General features: G+C 52.4%; 14 protein-coding genes. 10 read left to right on the forward strand and 4 right to left on the reverse strand.

The genetic code is table 11. The features are described from left to right. Window positions 1-85: 85 nt before the first annotated feature. From nadA to DCW36_RS14165, 5 genes are all read left to right on the forward strand, one after another. The gene (gene nadA, locus DCW36_RS14145; protein WP_240676186.1) at window positions 86-1,081 is read left to right on the forward strand and encodes a quinolinate synthase NadA; all 996 of its coding nucleotides are present in this window, start codon (window positions 86-88) and stop codon (window positions 1,079-1,081) included. 10 nt (window positions 1,082-1,091) lie between these two features. Beyond that, the gene (gene nadB, locus DCW36_RS14150; RefSeq protein WP_114782777.1) at window positions 1,092-2,648 is read left to right on the forward strand and encodes an L-aspartate oxidase; all 1,557 of its coding nucleotides are present in this window, start codon (window positions 1,092-1,094) and stop codon (window positions 2,646-2,648) included. A 462-nt stretch (window positions 2,649-3,110) separates the two neighbouring features. Next, complete coding sequence (locus tag DCW36_RS14155) at window positions 3,111-3,740, forward strand: phosphoribosyltransferase (protein WP_114782778.1); 630 nt, start codon at window positions 3,111-3,113, stop codon at window positions 3,738-3,740. Between the two features lie 17 nt (window positions 3,741-3,757). Further along, entirely contained in the window at window positions 3,758-4,411 is a 654-nt protein-coding gene (locus DCW36_RS14160) for a dienelactone hydrolase family protein (protein WP_114782779.1), read from the forward strand. A gap of 778 nt (window positions 4,412-5,189) precedes the next feature. Continuing rightward, window positions 5,190-9,074 carry a T9SS type A sorting domain-containing protein gene (locus DCW36_RS14165; RefSeq protein WP_114782780.1) on the forward strand — a complete coding sequence of 1,295 codons (3,885 nt, stop codon included), beginning with the start codon at window positions 5,190-5,192 and terminating at the stop codon, window positions 9,072-9,074. A 501-nt stretch (window positions 9,075-9,575) separates the two neighbouring features. Here the strand turns inward: DCW36_RS14165 and DCW36_RS14170 are convergent. Both DCW36_RS14170 and DCW36_RS14175 read right to left on the reverse strand, forming a co-directional pair. Beyond that, window positions 9,576-11,423 carry a prolipoprotein diacylglyceryl transferase gene (locus tag DCW36_RS14170; RefSeq protein ID WP_114782781.1) on the reverse strand — a complete coding sequence of 616 codons (1,848 nt, stop codon included), beginning with the start codon at window positions 11,421-11,423 and terminating at the stop codon, window positions 9,576-9,578. 135 nt (window positions 11,424-11,558) lie between these two features. Then, window positions 11,559-12,155, reverse strand: coding sequence for a hypothetical protein (locus DCW36_RS14175; RefSeq protein ID WP_125185425.1), 597 nt, complete (start codon window positions 12,153-12,155; stop codon window positions 11,559-11,561). A 430-nt stretch (window positions 12,156-12,585) separates the two neighbouring features. Here DCW36_RS14175 and DCW36_RS14180 point away from each other — a divergent pair, with 430 nt between their 5' ends. From DCW36_RS14180 to DCW36_RS14195, 4 genes are all read left to right on the forward strand, one after another. Next, window positions 12,586-13,416 carry a hypothetical protein gene (locus DCW36_RS14180; protein ID WP_125185426.1) on the forward strand — a complete coding sequence of 277 codons (831 nt, stop codon included), beginning with the start codon at window positions 12,586-12,588 and terminating at the stop codon, window positions 13,414-13,416. A gap of 52 nt (window positions 13,417-13,468) precedes the next feature. Further along, a complete protein-coding gene (locus tag DCW36_RS14185) occupies window positions 13,469-15,214 on the forward strand; it encodes a DUF5060 domain-containing protein (RefSeq protein ID WP_114782783.1) in 1,746 nt (581 codons plus the stop codon). Between the two features lie 184 nt (window positions 15,215-15,398). Continuing rightward, on the forward strand, window positions 15,399-15,827 hold the full coding sequence (locus tag DCW36_RS14190) for a hypothetical protein (RefSeq protein ID WP_114782784.1): 429 nt from the start codon (window positions 15,399-15,401) through the stop codon (window positions 15,825-15,827). Window positions 15,828-16,102: 275 nt separating this feature from the next. After that, window positions 16,103-16,555 (forward strand): YbhB/YbcL family Raf kinase inhibitor-like protein, encoded by a 453-nt coding sequence (locus DCW36_RS14195; protein WP_114782785.1) that lies wholly within the window; start codon window positions 16,103-16,105, stop codon window positions 16,553-16,555. Between the two features lie 11 nt (window positions 16,556-16,566). On the opposite strand, the gene DCW36_RS22960 is transcribed toward DCW36_RS14195, so the two are convergent. Then, complete coding sequence (locus DCW36_RS22960) at window positions 16,567-16,692, reverse strand: hypothetical protein (protein ID WP_262708150.1); 126 nt, start codon at window positions 16,690-16,692, stop codon at window positions 16,567-16,569. Window positions 16,693-16,927: 235 nt separating this feature from the next. Here DCW36_RS22960 and DCW36_RS14200 point away from each other — a divergent pair, with 235 nt between their 5' ends. Beyond that, window positions 16,928-17,299 carry a hypothetical protein gene (locus DCW36_RS14200; RefSeq protein WP_114782829.1) on the forward strand — a complete coding sequence of 124 codons (372 nt, stop codon included), beginning with the start codon at window positions 16,928-16,930 and terminating at the stop codon, window positions 17,297-17,299. A 13-nt stretch (window positions 17,300-17,312) separates the two neighbouring features. On the opposite strand, the gene DCW36_RS14205 is transcribed toward DCW36_RS14200, so the two are convergent. Further along, window positions 17,313-19,487, reverse strand: a complete 2,175-nt coding sequence (locus DCW36_RS14205) for a xanthine dehydrogenase family protein molybdopterin-binding subunit (protein WP_114782786.1) — start codon at window positions 19,485-19,487, stop codon at window positions 17,313-17,315. Between the last annotated feature and the right edge of the window lie 5 nt (window positions 19,488-19,492).

A 19,492-nucleotide genomic window follows, 5' to 3' on the forward strand; every position in this document is an offset into this window, starting at 1 on the left:
AAAGACATTTTTTTGACTTTCATAACCATATTTCCGCATGCTTGAAACACAAACACAGGGTGCTTTCTCTGAAAAACTCAGAGCAATGGATCCCTTTGCCTTATTCACGGAAGATGCCTCGCTGCTGGAGGCTGTAGAAGAGATACGCGAACTGAAACGGCAGAAGAATGCTGTCATCCTGTCGCATTACTACATGGCGCCCGAGCTGCAGATAACTGATGCGGATGGCGGTATTGCCGACTTTGTGGGAGACTCGCTGGGCCTGAGTGTGGCGGCGAAAAAGACAGGTGCTGAGAACATCATTTTCTGTGGTGTGAAGTTTATGGCCGAAACAGCCAAGATATTGAACCCGGAGAAACGGGTGCTGCTGCCAAGTTTTGAGGCAGGCTGCTCGCTGGCCGAAAGTATTACAGCGTCCGATGTGCGTCAGCTCAAAGCGCTGCACCCGGAGGTGCCGGTGGTGGCCTATATCAACACCTATGCCGAAACAAAAGCGGAAGCCGACATCTGCTGCACCTCGCGCAACGCCATGGACATTGCCCGTTCCTTTCCCGGGAACAAACTTATTTTCCTGCCCGATGTTTTTATGGGTCGCAACTTGCAGGCTAAAATCGCTGCCGAAACCGGCAAAGAGTTAATCCTGTGGGAAGGCCGTTGCGAAGTGCATGAGCAGTTTACGCCGCAGCGCATCAACGGCCTGAAACTGGTGCACCCCGATGCGCAGGTGCTCGTGCACTGGGAAGTGCCGGACGATACGGTGCTGGAAGCCATGAAAGGTTCCGGTGGTATTGTAGGCAGTACGTCAGATATTATCCGCTTCGTGGGCGAGAGCAGTTCCCGCAAATTTATCCTGGGTTCCGAGTGCGACCTGGGTGCTACGCTGCGCGGGATGTATCCTGAAAATGAATTTGTGGTGCCCTGCATCAAGTGTCCGCATATGAAACAGATAACAGTGCAGCGTACGCTGCAGGCCCTGCGTGCGATTGGTACGGAAGAGGAGCGTGTGTTTGAAGTGAACCTGGAAGCAGACATCCTGCAGCGGGCGCTGCTGCCGATCGAGCGGATGCTGGAGTTCTCTTAATCCTATTGTCATGGAAGCGCGGTTTTACGACTATGTGGTGCTCGGAAGCGGTATTGCAGGACTTACCTTTGCCCTGCATGCCGCCCGGCATGGGACGGTGGCGGTGGTCTGTAAAGCCGGCGCAGCCGAAACGAATACTGCCTACGCCCAGGGCGGCATAGCTGCCGTACTCAGCACCCTGGATTCCTTTGAGGAGCATGTGCAGGATACCTTAACAGCCGGTGCCGGTCTGTGCGACGAGGCGGCGGTTCGCTTCCTTGTGGCACAGGCCCCGGAGGCAATTCAATGGCTGCAACAGCAGGGGGTGGTATTCGACAGCAACGGGAACAGCGAAATTGCGCTGGGGCTGGAAGGCGGCCACAGCCGCAAACGCATTGCCCACGTGAAAGACCACACCGGCCTGAGCATACAGCAGGTACTGGTAGCGGCAGCGCAAAGGCAGGAGAACATCACCTTCCTGGAGCACCGCATGGGAACGGAGTTGCTGACGAGCAGAGGCAATGGTGGCAGCTGCTGTTACGGTGTTCGGGTGCTGGATCTGAACACAGACACGCAGCAAACTCTCCTGGCAAAAGCAGTGGTACTGGCAACAGGTGGCGCAGGCCAGGTTTTTCAGCACACCACCAACCCGGCTATTGCGACAGGCGATGGCCTGGCCATGGCTTACCGTGCCGGTGCAGCTGTTAGTGACATGGAGTTTTTCCAGTTTCACCCCACGGCGCTCTACCAGCCCGACAGCAACGAAACTTTTTTAATTACGGAGGCTTTACGGGGAGCAGGAGCAGAGCTGGTGCTGCCCGATGGCTCCCGCTTTATGCACGAAGTGCACCCGCTCGGCTCGCTGGCACCGCGCGACATTGTAGCCCGTGCCGTGTACCGGCAGATGCAACTGCACAACAGTCCCTGCCTGTACCTGGATGCCCGTCACCTGCCCGCGGATCACGTCCGGAAACAGTTTCCTTCTATCAATGCCAAATGCAAAAGTATCGGGATTGCGGTGGAGCAGGACCTGATTCCCATCGTACCGGCAGCACACTACCAGTGCGGCGGCCTGCAAACTGACCTTCACGGCTGCACTACGATCGCAGGGCTTTATGCGATTGGCGAAGTTGCCTGTACGGGCGTGCACGGTGCCAACCGGCTGGCAAGTAATTCCCTGCTGGAAGGGGTGGTGTTTGGCCGCAGCGCGGCGCGTCATTCCCTTCGATGGCAGCAGGCGCAGCTGGGGCCACAGCCTGAGCTACCACCAGTTATTCCAGGTGTTCTACAACCTGCTGCTATGGCGCAGCCTGATGTCGCACACCTCCGCACCAGGTTGCGGGAGCTGCTGTGGGAAAAGGTAGGCATTGTCCGGAATCCGGATAAACTGGAGCAGGCGCTGCATCAGGTTGCGGAACTGGAAGAGCAGCTTGAGAATGAATCTGCCCTTTCCACCGCGACTGCTGCTGTGCAGGAACTGAGAAACCTGCTGACGGTGGCCACGCTGGTGATACAGGCATGTTTGCGCCGGAGCGAATGCGTAGGCGGGCATTATGTAGAGGCTGATTCGGTGGTAGCTGTGTGTTAGTCAGGAAGTTTTTGTCCTCACAAAGCTAATCTTGTAGAGAAAAATTATCTGCTGGTGCCACCATTGCCTTAGCTCCTGGGTAAGATAATTTGGTGAACAACTTCATCCCCCTTGGCGAAGGGGGCAGGGGGATTGATGGTTACTGCTAATCAATAGTTGTTTGCATTGCTTCCAGTAAATCATCTTATAGCTTTGATTCTTCTGCTATACCGGGCCAATCCCCCAACCCCCTTCGCCAAGGGGGATTAATTCCGTCGCACTACCTTCTACTGCCTTCTCTTGCATTGCAACCAAATTTCACTGATCCGCTTTTTCTCTACAAAATTTAGCTTTAAAGTGGAATATGCAACTCCCGGTTTTACCCGTTAGTCAAAATATAAAATCCAGGTAGAAAGCATCTTAGCAGTACGCTAACCGTAAAGACTATAAGACTTGTGTTTGTATTACCTAAACACGAAACGTATGGCCTTTGAAAACAGAGAAGAAGCAGCACAGTTGCTGGCGCAGGAGCTGAAAAAGTATAAGCAGACCAATGCTGTTGTTCTTGCCCTGCCCCGTGGAGGCGTACCCCTCGGCTACATCATCGCGAAAGAGCTGGACCTTCCCCTCGATGTTATCCTCATCAAAAAAATAGGCTACCCCACCCATCCCGAATACGCCATCGGGGCCGTCAGCCTGGAGAGCCGGGTCCTTAACCCGGATGTAAAGGTGCCACAGGAATATTTCGACGAGCAGACCGAGGAGATCAGGTACCAGCTGCGGGAGCGCTACAAACGTTTCAGGGGCAGTCGTAGTCCCGTCATTATCAAAGACAAAACCGTTATTCTGGTAGATGACGGCATTGCGACGGGCTATACCATGATGGCGGCTGCCCAGCTGGTACGCGATTCGCACCCGGCTAAAGTGGTCATTGCCGTTCCCGTCGCCTCACCCCGCGTGCTCGACAAGCTCGCTGTCTGTTCCGAAGATATTGTTTGCCTCTCGGCGCCTGAGTCTTTCCAGGCGGTAGGACAGTTTTATCATGATTTTTCTGAAGTGACGGATGAGGAGGTAATCCAGATGCTGCAGGACCCCACTATCCAGAGCCGGTAATTTAAAACAACTGAGGTATGCCAGAATATCAAATACAGGAAGAAGTGGAAATCCGCATCGGCGATAAGCGCCTGATGGGAAATTTGAATTTACCTGCCGGGGCAACCGGTATGGTTATTTTTTCGCATGGCAGTGGCAGCAGCCGGCACAGCTCCCGCAACCGCTATGTAGCCCGTGTGCTCGAAGAAGAGGGCCTTGCCACCCTGCTGTTCGACCTGCTTACCGAGGAGGAGGACAGCGTGTACGAGAACCGGTTTGACATTCCGTTGCTTATCCGGCGCCTGATAAGTGTAACGGAGTGGGTGCAGCACCAAAAAGCTTTACAGCAGTTGCCACTGGGTTTCTTTGGTTCGAGTACAGGAGCTGCTTCGGCGCTGGGAGCGGCTGCAGAACTAGGCAATACAATTAAAGCCGTCGTATCCAGGGGTGGCCGGCCCGACCTGGCTATTCCGGTGCTGCCCAAAGTTACGGCACCAACCCTGCTGCTGGTCGGCGGCCTCGATGGCCCGGTAATCGGCATGAACGAAGAGGCTTACGCTGAACTGAAATCGGTACGAAAACTTACCATAGTGCCGGGCGCGACGCACCTGTTCGAAGAACCCGGGAAGCTGGAGGAAGTGGCGCACCTGGCTATGCAGTGGTTCAAAGAGTACCTGAAGAAGCAGGAGTAGCTGTCGGGACCGTTGGTGGAAATGTTACTTACTCTTAGTGTATGTTCATCTGTATCTTCTTGCTCCCTTTTTCATTGTTAACTTTCGCGCTCCTCGGCTGGGGAAGGGGCCCTATTTAAGCGCGGCCGCGTTTTCGCATCCGTCGCTGTCTACGTGAACCTGCCCTTCGCTGCACTGCGGGCTGCTGAGCAGAGCTCAGCACCGGAACACGTAGAAGGCTCCTCCTGCGAAAACTGGAAAGGTTTTCTCTTCGAGCCAACTGTTGCAAAATCTGTCATTGGTAGCCCTGTGAGAAATGACACTAAAAATTAGAATGCTTGAAATAATTCAGATTTCTCACAGCTACGCTGGCTCCCTTCGGCTCTCGCCTCGGGAATGTTACCAATGACAGTTACTTTTGTTTTTTATTTTGAATAGCAAAAAATTAGAATGAAACGGCCCTACCTGATAACGGGAAGAACAGGGGGAAATGGTTTGGTAGCTGAGTTGAAAAGAAGATGAACCATTCTTCCGGATACAGGTAGTAAACTACAATAAAATAATTTTCAATTTTAGGGAATCAAAATTGCACTTTAAAGGTTTTGGCTGGAAATAACTAAAACTTTATGGCAAAAAATTACAATAGAGGTGTTTTTACTGCCTCTAAAGGCCTGTTGGCTTTGTACCACGCGAAGCAGCTTAACTCCTGCTCCGGAAATAGTACGTTTCTGCAATTGTGCCGGCTTCTGTAGTCGCCATTTTTCTAAAATAAATACTGATCCATTTTTGAATTTATTTTATGCAGTTCGCACAACTCCGACGTTCCTTTGCAGCTGTTGCTGCACTTTGCTGTTTCCTTAGTTACCCCGCGTTTGCCCAGACCAGTTACACCTGGAACGGCAGTAGTTCTTCGGACTGGAACCAACCTGCCAACTGGACGCCAAACGGAGTTCCCGCTGCTGCAGACAATGTTTCCATTACCACTGCCACTCCAAACCAACCGGTGCTCCAGGCTTCCGGCAGCGTCGCCAACTTTACAATCAGTACCGGTAACCTCAACTTAAATGGCTTCACGCTGACAGTTGCAGGAGCAACAGGTACTTTCTCCGGCGGAACAATCTCCAACGGCACCCTACAGCTGTCGCTCACGAACAGTGCCACCTTTTCAGGCACTACCTTTGGCGTCCTGCTAAATGGTAACGCAGGCGGGTTGCTTTTTAACGGCTCTACTTTCAACAACACCGTAAGCCTGACCAAAACCGGCAGTACCACAGATCTCTGCACCGGGAACAACACCTTTAACGGCGTCACTTCCATCACGAACAACGGCACCAACTATATCCGGCTTGCCAATTCTACCCGCGATATCTTTAATGGAAACGTCACGTTCAGCAACACCGGCACCAGCTACATCGACGTGGCCCGCCACGATGCCAGCGGCACATTGTTCAATGGCAACGTCCTAATCAACAGTATTAGCGGCACAGGCGTCAACTTCGGGCAGGGAACAGGCATGGCTATACTGGCAGCAGGAAAGACGATTAGCGTGGGTGCTTCCGGTTTCACAGCGGGTACGCTGGCGCTGCGAAATTTTATTCAAACAGGCACAACCGCACAAAATCTTAGCCTGAGCGGCACCAGCACCTTATCTTTCCAGACAGGCAGCGTTTTTGAAGGTCCGCTCACCACTGTCGCTCCAAATATGGCCTTGAACGGCTCCACCTTTAACAACACAACTGTTATTGAGAAGACCGGCAGTGCGAGCAATACCTTTACTGGCGGCAACACCTTCAACGGCACCACCACCATCGTCAACAGTGGCACCAACTATATTCGACTAGCCAATTCCACCCGCGATATTTTCAATGCTGATGTTACTTTTACGAACACCGGCTCCAGTTATATTGACGTGGCACGTCACGATGCTACCGGCACCGAATTTTACGGGAACATTTTTGTAAACAGTACAGCCGGAACAGGCGTGCAGTTTTGCCAGGGAGCGGGTGTGGCTACGCTGGCAGCTGGAAAAGTAATGCAAGTGGGCAGTATGGGTTTTACGGCAGGCACCCTGATGCTGCGAAATTTCACCCAAACCGGCAATACGGCCCAGAACATCCGGCTTACCGGTACCGGCATCGTCTCGTTCCAGAGCGGCAACACGTTTAACGGTCCGGTAGCAGTAACAGCACCGGGTATCGTGGTTGGCGGAACAGTATTTAATGCAACAGCTTCCTTTGAAAAAACCGGCACAAGCACCAACAACGGAACCGGCGGCAATAGCTTCAACGGCCTTACCACCTTTACCAATACCAGCACCGGGGCTTTCCACCTGAACAACACCGGCACCGATGTCTTTAACGAGAACATCATTGTTAACTGCACTGCCAGCGGCGGCATCCGCTTCGGACAGTCAACCGGTTCTGCAACACTGGCAGCCGGTAAAACGATCAGTATTGGCAGTACAGGCTTTAGCAGCGGCAGTTTGCTGCTCCGTAACTTCACGCAGCTTGGCAGCGCGCCTATCAGCTTTTCAGCAACCGGCACAGGTACTATCTCTTTTCAGGCAGGCACCACCCTGGGCGGCAATGTTACAGTCGTGTCACCGGGCCTTGCGCTGGATGGCGCGACTTTCAATGGAACGGCTTCTTTTGTAAAAACGGCTGCAGGCAGTACCTCCGCCGGCGGGAATACCTTCAGAGGAGTAACAAGCTTTACCAACAGCGGCAGCAGTTTTCTGCGGCTGGCCAACGTTACCCGCGACATTTTTTATGCCGATGTCACTTTCACCAACAGCGGCACCAGCACCAGCTATACCGAAGTTGCCCGCAACGATGCCTCCGGCACGCTGTTCTATGGCAATGTGTACGTGAACAACACCAGCGGCTCCGGAATTCATATCTGTCCGGCAGGAAACACAGGCACGGCTGTACTGGCAGCAGGAAAAACCATTGCTGTAGGCAGCTCCGGCTTTACGACCGGCGGTTTATACCTCCGCAATTTCGTGCAGGAAGGAACTGCTCCGCAACTAGTAACGCTGGGCGGAACGGCAAGCCAGCTTCATTTCCTGGCAGGAACGGTGTTCAACGGTGACCTCAGCGCCACGGCTCCATCGCTGCTCCTGAGCGGCTCTGTCTTTAACGGCACCACTTCGCTTACGAAAACAGGCAGCGCTGCCAATGCGGGAACCGGCGGATGTACCTTCAACGGCCCCACCACCATCACCAACAGCGGCACCGGTGCGCTGACCCTGGCCAGCACCACCGGCGACGGCTTCAACAGCTCCGCGCATTTCATCCAGCGCAGTACGGGAGCGCTGCAACCGGCCTCTTCCGGCACCACCACTTTTGCAGGAGATGTTTCTACAGCAGGTTCTGCAGCCGCTATTACCTTTGGCAGCACAACAGGGAAGGTAGTGATGGACGGATCTGCTCCACAAAACCTGCGTGGCGACGCAGCCTTTCCGCCACAAATTCAGCAGCTCCAAGTGGCAACGACCGAGCAGGGAAAACTGGTACTCCACGTAAACCTGAGCGTGCTGCAAGACCTTGCCTTTACTTCGGGCATCATCGAAGCCAGCAGCACCGGCTCTGCAGCCAATGGACTGCTCATCCTGCAGAATGGTGTCAGCTTCAGCGATGCGCCCGATAACGGCAGTCATGTTACCGGCTATGTGCGCAAAGTTGGGGACAGTGCCTTCACCTTCCCGACCGGCAGCGGCACGGCGTACAGGCCAATCGTCATATCGGCGCCCGCACTAACCACCGATCACTTCACGGCAGCCTATTTCAGAACCGATCCAAACACCTACTACCCCAGAACTTCCCTGAAAGATGGCCTGAACTACATCAGTCACCTGGAGTACTGGATGCTGGACCGGACTGGTGGGAGTTCTGCGGCTACTGTTTCCCTTTCCTGGGATGCGCAAAGTAGCATCTCTGATTCCAAAGGACTGCTGATAGCTCGCTGGGACGGTACCGGCTGGGTAAACGAAGGCCACGGTATGATTTCAGAAAACGGACAAAGCGGATTTCTTTTTTCCGGGTCAGATGTCAGCTCCTTTAGCCCCTTTACCTTTGGTTCTGTCTATACACCATTCGAATCAAACGCTCCTGTTGCGCAGGGTGCCTTACCGGTAGAACTGATCAGCTTTGTTGCCACACCCAAAGCTGCAGGGGTGTGGCTACAATGGAAAACAGCTACCGAAAAAGATAACAACTACTTCACCGTAGAACGCTCACCGGATGGAATTCATTTTGAGGAAGTAACCCGCGTGAAAGGCAGTGGCAACAGCAGCACCGCCCGGAGCTACGAAGCTGCAGACCAACACCCGCTGCCAGGCACGAGCTATTATCGTTTAAGGCAAACAGATCTGGATGGCAGCTTCAGCTATTCCGCTGTCGTGCCGGTAAACTTCCGGGGAAGCCTTCAGCAGGACATGCAGGTGTATCCGAATCCTTCTGCCGGTGCCACCATTGCCATAGCTGTTCCTGCAGCAGCGGGCAAGGAGTTGGCCGTTACAATCGTGGATGTGCAGGGGCGGGTTGTGTATGCTACCATCGTTCCGGAACATGCCGCTGAACGTCTGCTGAAAATTGAGCCGGTGCAACCGCTGAAAGCAGGCGTTTATATGGTGCATGTTACCGGCAGCAACAGCGCTTACAGCAAAAAGCTGATCGTGCAGTAGCTGTCCTGGCTGGGTAGATAATCGTAGTGTCTTGATGTTGTGCTATAAAGAAAGGATATGTAGCCTTCTTTATAGCACAACATCATTTACTCCCGTTCTCTAAAAACATTGATACATTTTCAAGTTTAATAAAGAAGAAAAAACTCCCCTCCTTGGACCTAATCTTGTAGGGAAAAATGGAATAATAAAATGATTCCTGCCACCAGTTACCGCTGCGCTCAAACTGGCGGTAGAAAATACTTATGAAAAACAATTCATATTTTTATAATACAAAGTTATCTCTACAAGATTAGCCTTGGACAAGGAGGGGAGTTTTTACTGACTTGAAATTGTATCTATTATTCAGTAAAAAGGGAGTAAACCCACTTCCACTGAAGAGCAGCAGAGGCTGTGGTGGCAGGTGCAGCAGAACAAAAACTGCGAAATCAGCACTTGCTAATGTCGAAAATCCCGAAGAATTTCGGGGGAAGCAAATGTGGTTGATTTAAAACTAAATCCTGTCTATCGCCCTGGCACTTTCTCTTCCTTAAAATTAAACCGGTAGTGAAGCCCCAGCAGGAACTGCCTTTGTTTATAATCTACCGTTCCTGTTGCAAACGGTACGGTAGAAACACCCCACAGGTAAAGCGGCTCCAGCACAAACTGCTGCCCCAGTACAAAATGGCCAGCCACGTAACTATCCGGTCCCGTGGAACCTCCCCGCAGGTAGCTTCCGTTCCGGATACCAAAGCCACTGCCCAAACTAACCTGGTGCCGCAGCCCGGGCAAGCCTGATGGAAACTGATCTGCCAGCCTGTATTCCGCAAACAGTAAACGGGTTGCCCCGAACCGCACATACAGCTGCGGGTAAACAGCAACTTTCCGGCCACCACTCTGTGGTATTCCGCTTCCTTCTTTCTGTAAGTTTTCGGTGGTGTAAAACAGGTTGCCCAGGTGCAGCCCGCCCCCTATACCTGCCCATTTCTGATCGTACAAGATGTATGGATTTACCCCAAACAAGGTAAGATCGTTTGCGGTTCTGAAAACAGGCGCATGGGTGATATCGGTTTCCTGGTGAGAGCCGCCATAGACATTGACGCCATACGTAAGGGTTTCTTTCTCTTTTTCTTTTGTGATGGCGTAACCTGCGCCGCCCACTTTGTATTCCTGGTGAAAATAGCGGGTGTTGCTCACCCGGCTGCACCCGCTGCCCGTGCCAATGTCGTGGGAGTTGTAGTAATCGCCGGAGCCGTAACCGACTTTAAAGCTGTGGTAGGTTTTAACCTGGGCAGAGTCGTTCTGTTCTTCTGTTGGAAATGTCTGGCTCATGAGCAGCAGCGGCACTACCAGTATGCCGGCCGTGAGCCAGCGGTAGCGCGGCACCGTAACTGTCCTGAAAATATGCACGCCCGCCATGGCAATAGCAGGAAGTATGGAAATATGCAGCGCCACCAGCTCGGCGTAGGTAAACCAGTTGCGCAGGCTCCACGATGCCAGCACCAGGGCGAGCAGCAGCACCAGCGTGGTAAAGAGGTCAGGAGCAGGACCAGTCTGTACCGGCGCCTGCACTTTGCTGAACTTTCGCTCGCGGTACATCACCACCGCCCCCAGCACCAGGATCATCACCAGGATTATCCATTGCACCACTTTCAGTCCGCCAAGGGGCGTGCCACCTGCTGCATGTGCGGCAGCATCTCTGAAAAACTCAATGAAGAACCGGAAGAAGCTATACAGCAGGATAGACAACATAAACAGGTTACCAGCAACCTTCAGGCGCTTCCTGAAAAAGAGCAACAAGCCCGCCACCGCCACACTGGCCACTACTTCGTAGAGTTGCGTCGGGTGAACCGGCAGGGAGTAGTACTGCCCGTCCGGCAGCAGCCTGGCTTCGAACTGGTGGAAGTGGGGCAGCGTGTAGGGCTTGTACTGCATGCCCCAGGGCAGCATCGTTATTTTTCCGTGGCAGCAGCCTGCCAGCCAGCACCCGAAGCGCTGCACGCCAATCCCGATGGGCAGCATGATGGCAAAGGCATCGAGGGCATCGTTTTTCAGGGAGAGCAGTTTCTTCAGGGGCCAGTACACTGCCATCGACAGCAGCAGTCCGCCAAACAGGAGCTTGTCGTTTGTTGCAGGCAGGTAGAAATCCGTTACCAGCGCCTGCCACTCTGCATCGGAATAGGTGAACAGCTTGGTGCCAGCAATAAACAGAAACCGGGAACAGGCCAGCGCCAGCAGCCACGCCACAAAATGATACTTCCGCCGGTGCCCTTCCACCAGCAGCCACACAAAGCCCAGCAGGAACGCCAGGATGTAAAACAGGTCGAAGAAGTAGTTTCCCGGCAGGTCGATAATGAATAACAGGCTGTTCATAGGTTTATGATTGCTGTGAAATAAACTCTTGGTATTTCGCTTTTTGATTGGTTTTGGCTATGAACGGATTTGCCTAATTAGGTGTGCGAGGCGAAGCCGAAGCATAACTTATAGGCAGGGTTATGGGATTGTTTTTCACAAATCGTATTCTAATATAGCTAATGGCATGGGCTTTTCATCTTCTAAACTTCTATGATACCAAAGTGTACCTTTATGAGTATCTGTGGCAACACTATCCAATTCAACAATTCCATAAGCAACTTTAGAGTTGAAAGGAGATTTATCATCATAAAGAAGTTTTATTGTGTCTCCCACTATTTCGTATGTACCATTGTAATCATCAAATCCGAAACAGACTGAAGTATAAGAAAATCGATTTTCCTTCCTTATCTTCAAAGATGATGTACAATTTGCAGTACTTTCAAGTCGAGCAAAAATTAGATTCGGTTCTTCAAAATGATTTGGATTATATACACCAAAAGGAAAAATAACAGTAATCAAAAGTACGAATGCGAGAACGGCTGTACTTATGTTTTTCTTTTTGCTTTTAAACTTCCCAAATATTAGAAGAGTAAATTGTACAAGTAACACAACAGCCAAAGCTAAAAAAGCAATTACCAATACTGCGATAATTCCCAAGTCCCATAGCCCTGGCAACTTTTGCCATAAAAAGGAAGTGTTAAAAAGCAAAAAGAACAGGATTGATGATATAATTATTGATTTATTCTTCATCTCTTTATTTCAACTTACCCATAACTATACTATAAAAGTAATTATTACGTCTACACTCCCAATACTGGAGGATAAGCGTACCCCCTAAACCTACAGTTTCCAAACATACGCTTATCTGCACTATGTGCGGAGTAAATTCTTTACTGCTACTGCTCTAAATTTCTTATCAGAGCAACACCTTTCAAAGTCATTTTCTTACACAGCAAGATAAAAAAATATTCCAATAATTTAATATCTCAGTTAAACTTTTTCACTGCTGCAGTCACCATTCCCACTGCTGCTTCAAGGACACTGTTCATTGCACCTACTATCGGAGTTTCAGCTGCCAAAACCGAATGCCTAATAGGTTTTATATATAAAAATGGTATTTATCAAAAAATATCATAATCTTACAAGTGCCTTAAACCTAACAAACAACAATTACTTCCCAATGCGCTTACACCTGCTCCTTTGCCTGCTGTTGCTCCTGCTTGCCGGCACAACGGCTTTTCCTCAGAAAGTTAAACTCACCGAGGCAAACTGGCATGGCGTGGGCTGCTACAAAATAGAAATGCCGATGGGTACGGTGTACTTCGAGAAAGACAACGGCGTATCGGGCTTCAAAAGCTTCATCGACAAGGAAGGCAACGACTGGATTGCGTCGTACCTGGAGCCCGGACCAAACGGCGACTTCCGCGGCTTCCCGAACAGCAACGGCAACTTTGGCCATGCCGGGCGCAACAGTAATTCCTTTACCACGGTAGTGGACGGCAAAACAGCAGGCGACCTCGTTATCCTGGAGTCGTCGAACCCGGATTTTACGTTTCAGTACTGGTTTTTTCCGGAGCACATCGCCCTGAAAGTGCTGCGCTCCAAAGGCGATTACAGCTTCCTGTACGAAGGTGTGATTGGCGGCACCGCCGATGCGGAAGACTACTTTGTTACCGCCGACGGGCAGAAGCACATCCCCAGCGGCGAATTTTTCGATTTCACGCCGGAATGGTTTTACCTCGGCGACCCCAAAGCAAAAAGCTACCTGTTCCTGGCCAAAACACCCAACGACGATGCCCCAAACGAGAACCACCGCCAGATTCGCAAAGGCAACGTGCACAACATGGACCTCTACAGCTTTGGCCGTACCGGTCCCGAAAACGGCTACAAAGTCTACGGCATGAGCGGCAACGAACACGTCTGCATCATCGGCTTCGCTGACAGCTCCAAAAGTCATAAGCAAATGCAAAAGATGATTGAAAAGCGCTTGAAGTCGCCTTTTAATAAATAAGAAGTTTACATTGAATCCTGTTGAAAATAGCTCATCAGCCAAACCACTACCCATGCGACATCCCCTGACACTCTTCGCCCTGCTCCTGCTCTTTGCCTGCAGCCACCCAAAGCAACTACAAGGCACTGCTTCAACCGGCAACCCGGAACAACAGGCACCCTATGTTACACAGCAGCAACAGAACACATCAGAAGCCATTACAGCAACCGGAAAAGTAGGGCAATACAGGTTATTCGAAGCAGCACTGATCAACAACAAAAACTACAACAACAAATTTACCGATGTGGAGCTGCTCGTGCAGTACCAGGCGCCTTCCGGTCGGTTGGTCGACTTCCGGGGCTTTTATGACGGCGATGGCAAAGGGGCAGGGAACATAACGTCTGGCAATGTCTGGAAGATGCGCTTTATGCCCGACGAGCCCGGCACCTGGCGCTACGTGTACCGCTGGACCGACGGCACCAAAGGCGGCGCCGGAAGTTTTGAATGTACAGCCGAAAACGCTGGCAAGGGCGTTTTGCAGCCCTACACGCAGAACCCGCACTGGTTTGCCTACAACGGCACCGACCCCGTCTGGCTCAAATCCTACTACGAAACCGGCCACGGCTCCATCGGTCAGGATTTTGACTGGGTGGTGAACAACGTGTACAGCAAGTTTGTGGAAAATGGCTACAACCACCTGCAGGTAAACTGGCTGCTCTCGCTCTGCTGCTTTAAACAATACTACCTCGACGGTCCCGAACCCGAAACGCTGGACCTGGCGCTGTACCAGGAAGGCAAGGCCACCACTACCATGAACCTGGATGTGTGGCGGCGCATGGAGCAGCACCTGGGCTGGCTGAACGAGCGCGACATCAGCGTGCACATGTTCCTGGGCGTGGACGGCAGCCAGAACGAAGGACCTGCCTGGGAAAAGCTTTCTACTGAAGAAAAGGAATTTTACGTACGTTACATGGTGGCGCGCCTGGCGCCCTACGCCAACCTGGCCGGCTGGAATTTTGTGTGGGAAGTGGATGGCAACCGCGAAAGCCACGAACTGGGTTTTGTGCGGCTGGTTGCCAAATACGATGTGTTCAACCACCTCCGCACCTACGAAGACGAATTCCCCCGCGAGAACTACTACCACCTGCCCGAATACACTTTTGCCGCCGTGGAAAACCATCAGGTAGCTGCTCCTACAAAACCCCTGGAACGTCACCTTTGGCGCGACGCCTGGACGCACCACATGGCCTGCCTGCTGGGCTATGCCGGAAAACCGGTCTTCATGAGCGAAGGCAACGCGCTCTGGCGCCGCTTCTGGCACGAGCGTGTGGGCGCAACCCAGGACGACCTGCGCCGCGCTGCCTGGGCCTGTGCCACCGCTGGCGCCTCCTTCACCTGGAACGGCCACGAAAAAGAATACGAACTCTACGCCGGCGGCCCTTCCGGCCTGCCTTTCAACGACAAAAATCCTTTCCGTACCTCAGAGCGTTACATCGACATCCTGACCCAGGTGTTGCGCAACGAAGTGGCATTTCACAACATGAAGCCGCACGACGAGCTGCTGGCCCATCACCAGGCACTGCGCGTGTATGCCCTGGCCGAGCCCGATCGGCAGTATCTTGTTTTCGCACCCGATGGCGAGTCGTTTGCGCTGAAACTAAAGGAGGGCACCCGCTACACCCGCAACACCTGGATAGATACCAAAACCGGGAAACAAGTAAAAGCAGCTGCCGTACGCGGACAGGGTGAGGAAAAGCCTATTGCCTTTAAAGCGCCTACTACAGCTACTGACTGGGTATTGGTGCTGCGGGCTGAGTAGCAACCGTACCGGAGAAGACCAGTTCAGGACTTTTGCTTTGGTTGCTTTCTGGTGATAGGGAGCAGGTAAAGCTGTGGTGGCTGTGGCTGCAGAAAAAGTTTATCCATATTGCGCAAATACCGGTTTACGAACCCAACTTATCAGCTGAAAATCAGGTAAAATATGCAACGCAGCTTGCAGCCTGATGAGCAGTAGATTCAAAAATAACTTTAAACAGGTTAAATCCACTTACGACAGCTATGTACGGGAACTGAGGCAGGAAGACTCCCTGATCAAAGTCCGCCTGGGCTGGTTTATTCTGTTCGAAGGGTTGCTTTTTAATATGTATACACAGGCCAGTATCCAGATCCGGTACATTATCCTGGTGCTGGGTTCTATTGTCGCCTGCCTGGTGCTGGTGTCGTTATTAGCTGCAGTTTTTGCCTGGAATGATAACTTCAGAATTCTGAACACCGAGTTTGTGAGGAGGTTCAATATTTCGGAAGAGGAAAGAATAAATTTTCCGCAGCTAAACCGGGACAAAAAGTTCATCTGGTTAGGCCACACATTTGCCTTACTTATTCCTACTGTTGTGGTTGGCGTCTGGATATTTATTTACATCTATGTCTTCTAAAGCTTTCTGCAGCAGCTACCATAGCCTCTGCACCTGCCTGGCGGCGACTTCCCCTCAGCAATCGGCTGGAAAATTTACAAGCTAAAGCATAAATTTTATAAATAAAATCACTTACCGCAACCTCCTTTACGTATAGGATAAAGCCCTCTTTTCCAGTAGCTTTCAGCTTCTGTAGCGACGAGTGCGGCACCAGCTGGCGCACCGGGTGGCTGCTTCAGGAAACAGGAGAATTCACGAGTACTTTTGCTTTTACCGTCACACAAAAATCCCAGGCCATGGAAACAACCACAAAACTAAGTCTGCAACTGCAAAGCCCTGCCTTTGAGGCAGGAAGCAACATTCCGTCCCGTTTCACCTGCGACGGCGAAGATATAAGTCCGGCACTGGAAATAAGCGGACTGCCGGAAGATACCAGGAGCCTTGCCCTGATCCTGGACGACCCCGATGCCCCCCACGGCACCTGGACGCACTGGCTGGTGTGGAACATAGCCCCAACCGACAAAATAGCCGAAGGAAGCACACCGGGCATAGTTGGCCGGAACAGCTCCGGCAAGAAAAGTTACAGCGGCCCATGTCCTCCGGGCGGCACGCACCGCTATTATTTTAAACTGTATGCCCTCGACAGCATGATAAGCCTGCGGGAGGGTGCCACGAAGCAGGAACTGGTACGCGTGATGGAGCCCTATATACTGGCTACCGGCGAACTGATGGGCAGGTACAGCAGGTAAAGCCACGCTGGCTAAGGCCAGAAATGGTCATAAAACCTGCGTTTCCGTTTGCGTGGCTTCCCCTTTACATAAACCTCATACACCAGGTAAAATACGCCGGCCAAGGCCAGGGCAGCTGCTATGATCAATCCTTCCATACACGTTTATACGTATGCGGCAGCATAGCTGTGGCTGCTCTAAACAGCGAATGGTTTTCCGTTTCCGGAGCCATATACATACCCTGAAAATGCATACTGCTGCAGCCACCACAGCCGCTGCTCAAGGAAGCAGGGCAGCTACACGACAGGTGTTTGCGCACCTTTTCTGCTGTGCTGCCAATACATCGTGCGGCAAATTACGTTTAACAGGATGATGCATCAAAAAAACAGAACTATGGAACATAACACGGAAACAGAGATGATGGTTTTTCATCAGATTTGTGAGATAAACGAACTCGACCCACAGACCATCATACAGGAAGCACACCAAAACTGTCCTGACAGGTTCAGCAACGGAAACGATGTGGATGCCCTGATTCGAACAGCCTACGAACACCGCGCCAACGATTTACTGAAAGGTGCAAACGTTGATCTTACCAAACAAAGCAATGCCAACGCAGGCGGCAAGCCGTACCGGATTGATGCAGATCCTGCCGGTCCGGCCTTTACCGTAAATGAAGAGTACATCCGGAGGGCCTACAGCAAAGAAGCAGCAGCTAGCATCATAGAAGCACTCGGGCATGTGAAAATGCCTGTAACGGGGTGACAGGAATATTCGGCTAGCCGCCAGCTTTCCCCAGCATACCAGACAGCCCGTTTGGCACCAAAGGCAAAGCTTTTAACCGAACGCCCGTAGCAGCGGCAATAGCATTGCGAATGGCAGGAGCGATGCCTACAATGGGCGCTTCGCCGGCTCCGGCAGGTGGCAGGTCTTTGCGGTTCAGCTGGATGATTTCGATGGCGGGCATGTCGCGGAAGCGGGGCACACGGTACTGCGCGAAACGCGGGTTCAGGATCTTTCCGTTTTCAAAATCCACTGCCTCAAACAAGGCACCGCCAAGGCCCTGCACAATCGAACCAAGGATCTGGTTTTCGAGGTGCTCCGGGTTAATGATGGTGCCGCACTCGAAAGCCGTAACAGCGCGTACTACTTTTACCTCGCCGGTCTTTCTGTCCACGGCTACTTCGGCACAGGTGGCGGTATAGCCGCCTTTCTCGGTGCCGCCGCCTATCCCGAACCCATGATCGGTGGCAGGTTTTGTTTTGTTCCACCCGAAGGCCTGTGCAGCGGCTTCAAAAGCAGCTTTCAGACGCGCATCCTGCAGGTTCTTCAGCCGGAAGGCCAGCGGGTCCATGCCCACCAGCGCTGCCATGTCGTCCATCTGCGACTCCAGCACAAAAATGTTTGCCGTGGAGGCCAGTCCGCGGTAAGAACCCTGCCGTAGCGGCGACTCCACCGGGTGGTACTGAATCAGCTGGTTCGGCACCTCGTAGGGTGTGCGGATGCCGGCGGGGCCGGAGTTGTAGTTATGAAATTCCCAGGAAGTAAGGGTGCCATCGTTTTTCACGCCGCTGCTCGCCTCTATCACACCAGCCGGACGGAAGTAGGCCCAAATAAATTCCTCTTCGCGGGTCCAGGTCAGCTTTACGGGTTTCTGCGCGGCTTTCGCCAGGCGGGCAGCTTCGATGGCAGCTTCTCCGGAGTGTTTGCCGCCGTAAGCTGAACCCGTATCGGGCATGATCACCCGTACATTTTCTTTTGAAATAGTAAACTCCTTCGCCAGTTCCTCCTGCACCCCAAAAGGGCGTTGCGTGCCGGTCCAGACGGTGAGTTTGCCGTTTTCCCAATGTGCCAGCGCTGCGCGTGGTTCCATGGGCGCATGGGCAATATAATCGATGTGGTACGTTTCCTGAAGTGTTTTAGCGGCAGCGGCCATTCCGTCCATTACACTTCCTTTTACGGTGTTGCCACGGCCACCACGGCTGCCACTGTTATAGACGTTCTTTTTCAGATAAGAGAAAATACCGGAACGGGAAGGCTGCTGCGGCGCGGCGCTCCACTGCACCTTAACTGCGTCTGCAGCCTTTGCAACTGTTGCCCGGTTGGGTGCTGCCACCCCGATAAAGTCTTTTTCGTGCACCACGACCACACCCGGTATAGCCCTGGCAGCAGACACGTCTGCTGACGTAACGGTAGCGCCATAGGCAGGAGGACGCAGGATTTTACCGTACAACATGCCCGGCAGCTTCATATCCGACACATACTTGTGCCTGCCGGTGATTATGTCTCGTCCATTCACTTTGGGCACTGAGGTACCGGCCACTTTCCACTCCTCCACCGGCGTCAGCGCTACATCATTCACCACGGCCTGCTGCAGTTCTTTTCCCCGCGTCAGCTGCCCGTAACTTAACGCTTTCTTATTTTTTGAATGGACGACTTTGCCATCAGCCAGTTTTAAAGTACTCTTAGCGGTTTTCCATTCCTGCGCCGCCATGTCCAGCAGCATACCACGGGCCGTGGCAGCTGCTCTTCGGAGTTGCGGGCCCATCTGGGGTGTGGTGCGGCTGCCGAAGGTGCCGGCATCGTAGGGCACCAGATCCGTATCGCCCATCACCATTTTAATTGAATTTACCGGCACCCGCAGTTCCTCCGCCACTACCTGCGCCAGCGACGTCCGGATGTTCTGGCCTACCTCTACCTTGCCCGTGAAAACCGTGATCACATCATCCTGCCCGATGTGCAGCCAGCCGCCTACCTCTTTTGAATCTGCTGCACGCAAAAGCACAGGTTCCGCAGGCCCGGGAACGAACGCAGAAACATCCTGCAGCACAAAGGCAACGGCAATACCACCGCCAAACAATTTCAGGAACCTGCGCCTGCTGTTACTGAAAGCACGCTGTTGCTCCGCTTCGGGCTCCTGCAGCTTAGTTACTTCAAATATTTCTTCTTTCATCGGCT

It is taken from the genome of Botryobacter ruber (genome assembly GCF_003347595.2).
GTDB classification, from domain to species: domain Bacteria; phylum Bacteroidota; class Bacteroidia; order Cytophagales; family Hymenobacteraceae; genus Pontibacter; species Pontibacter ruber_A.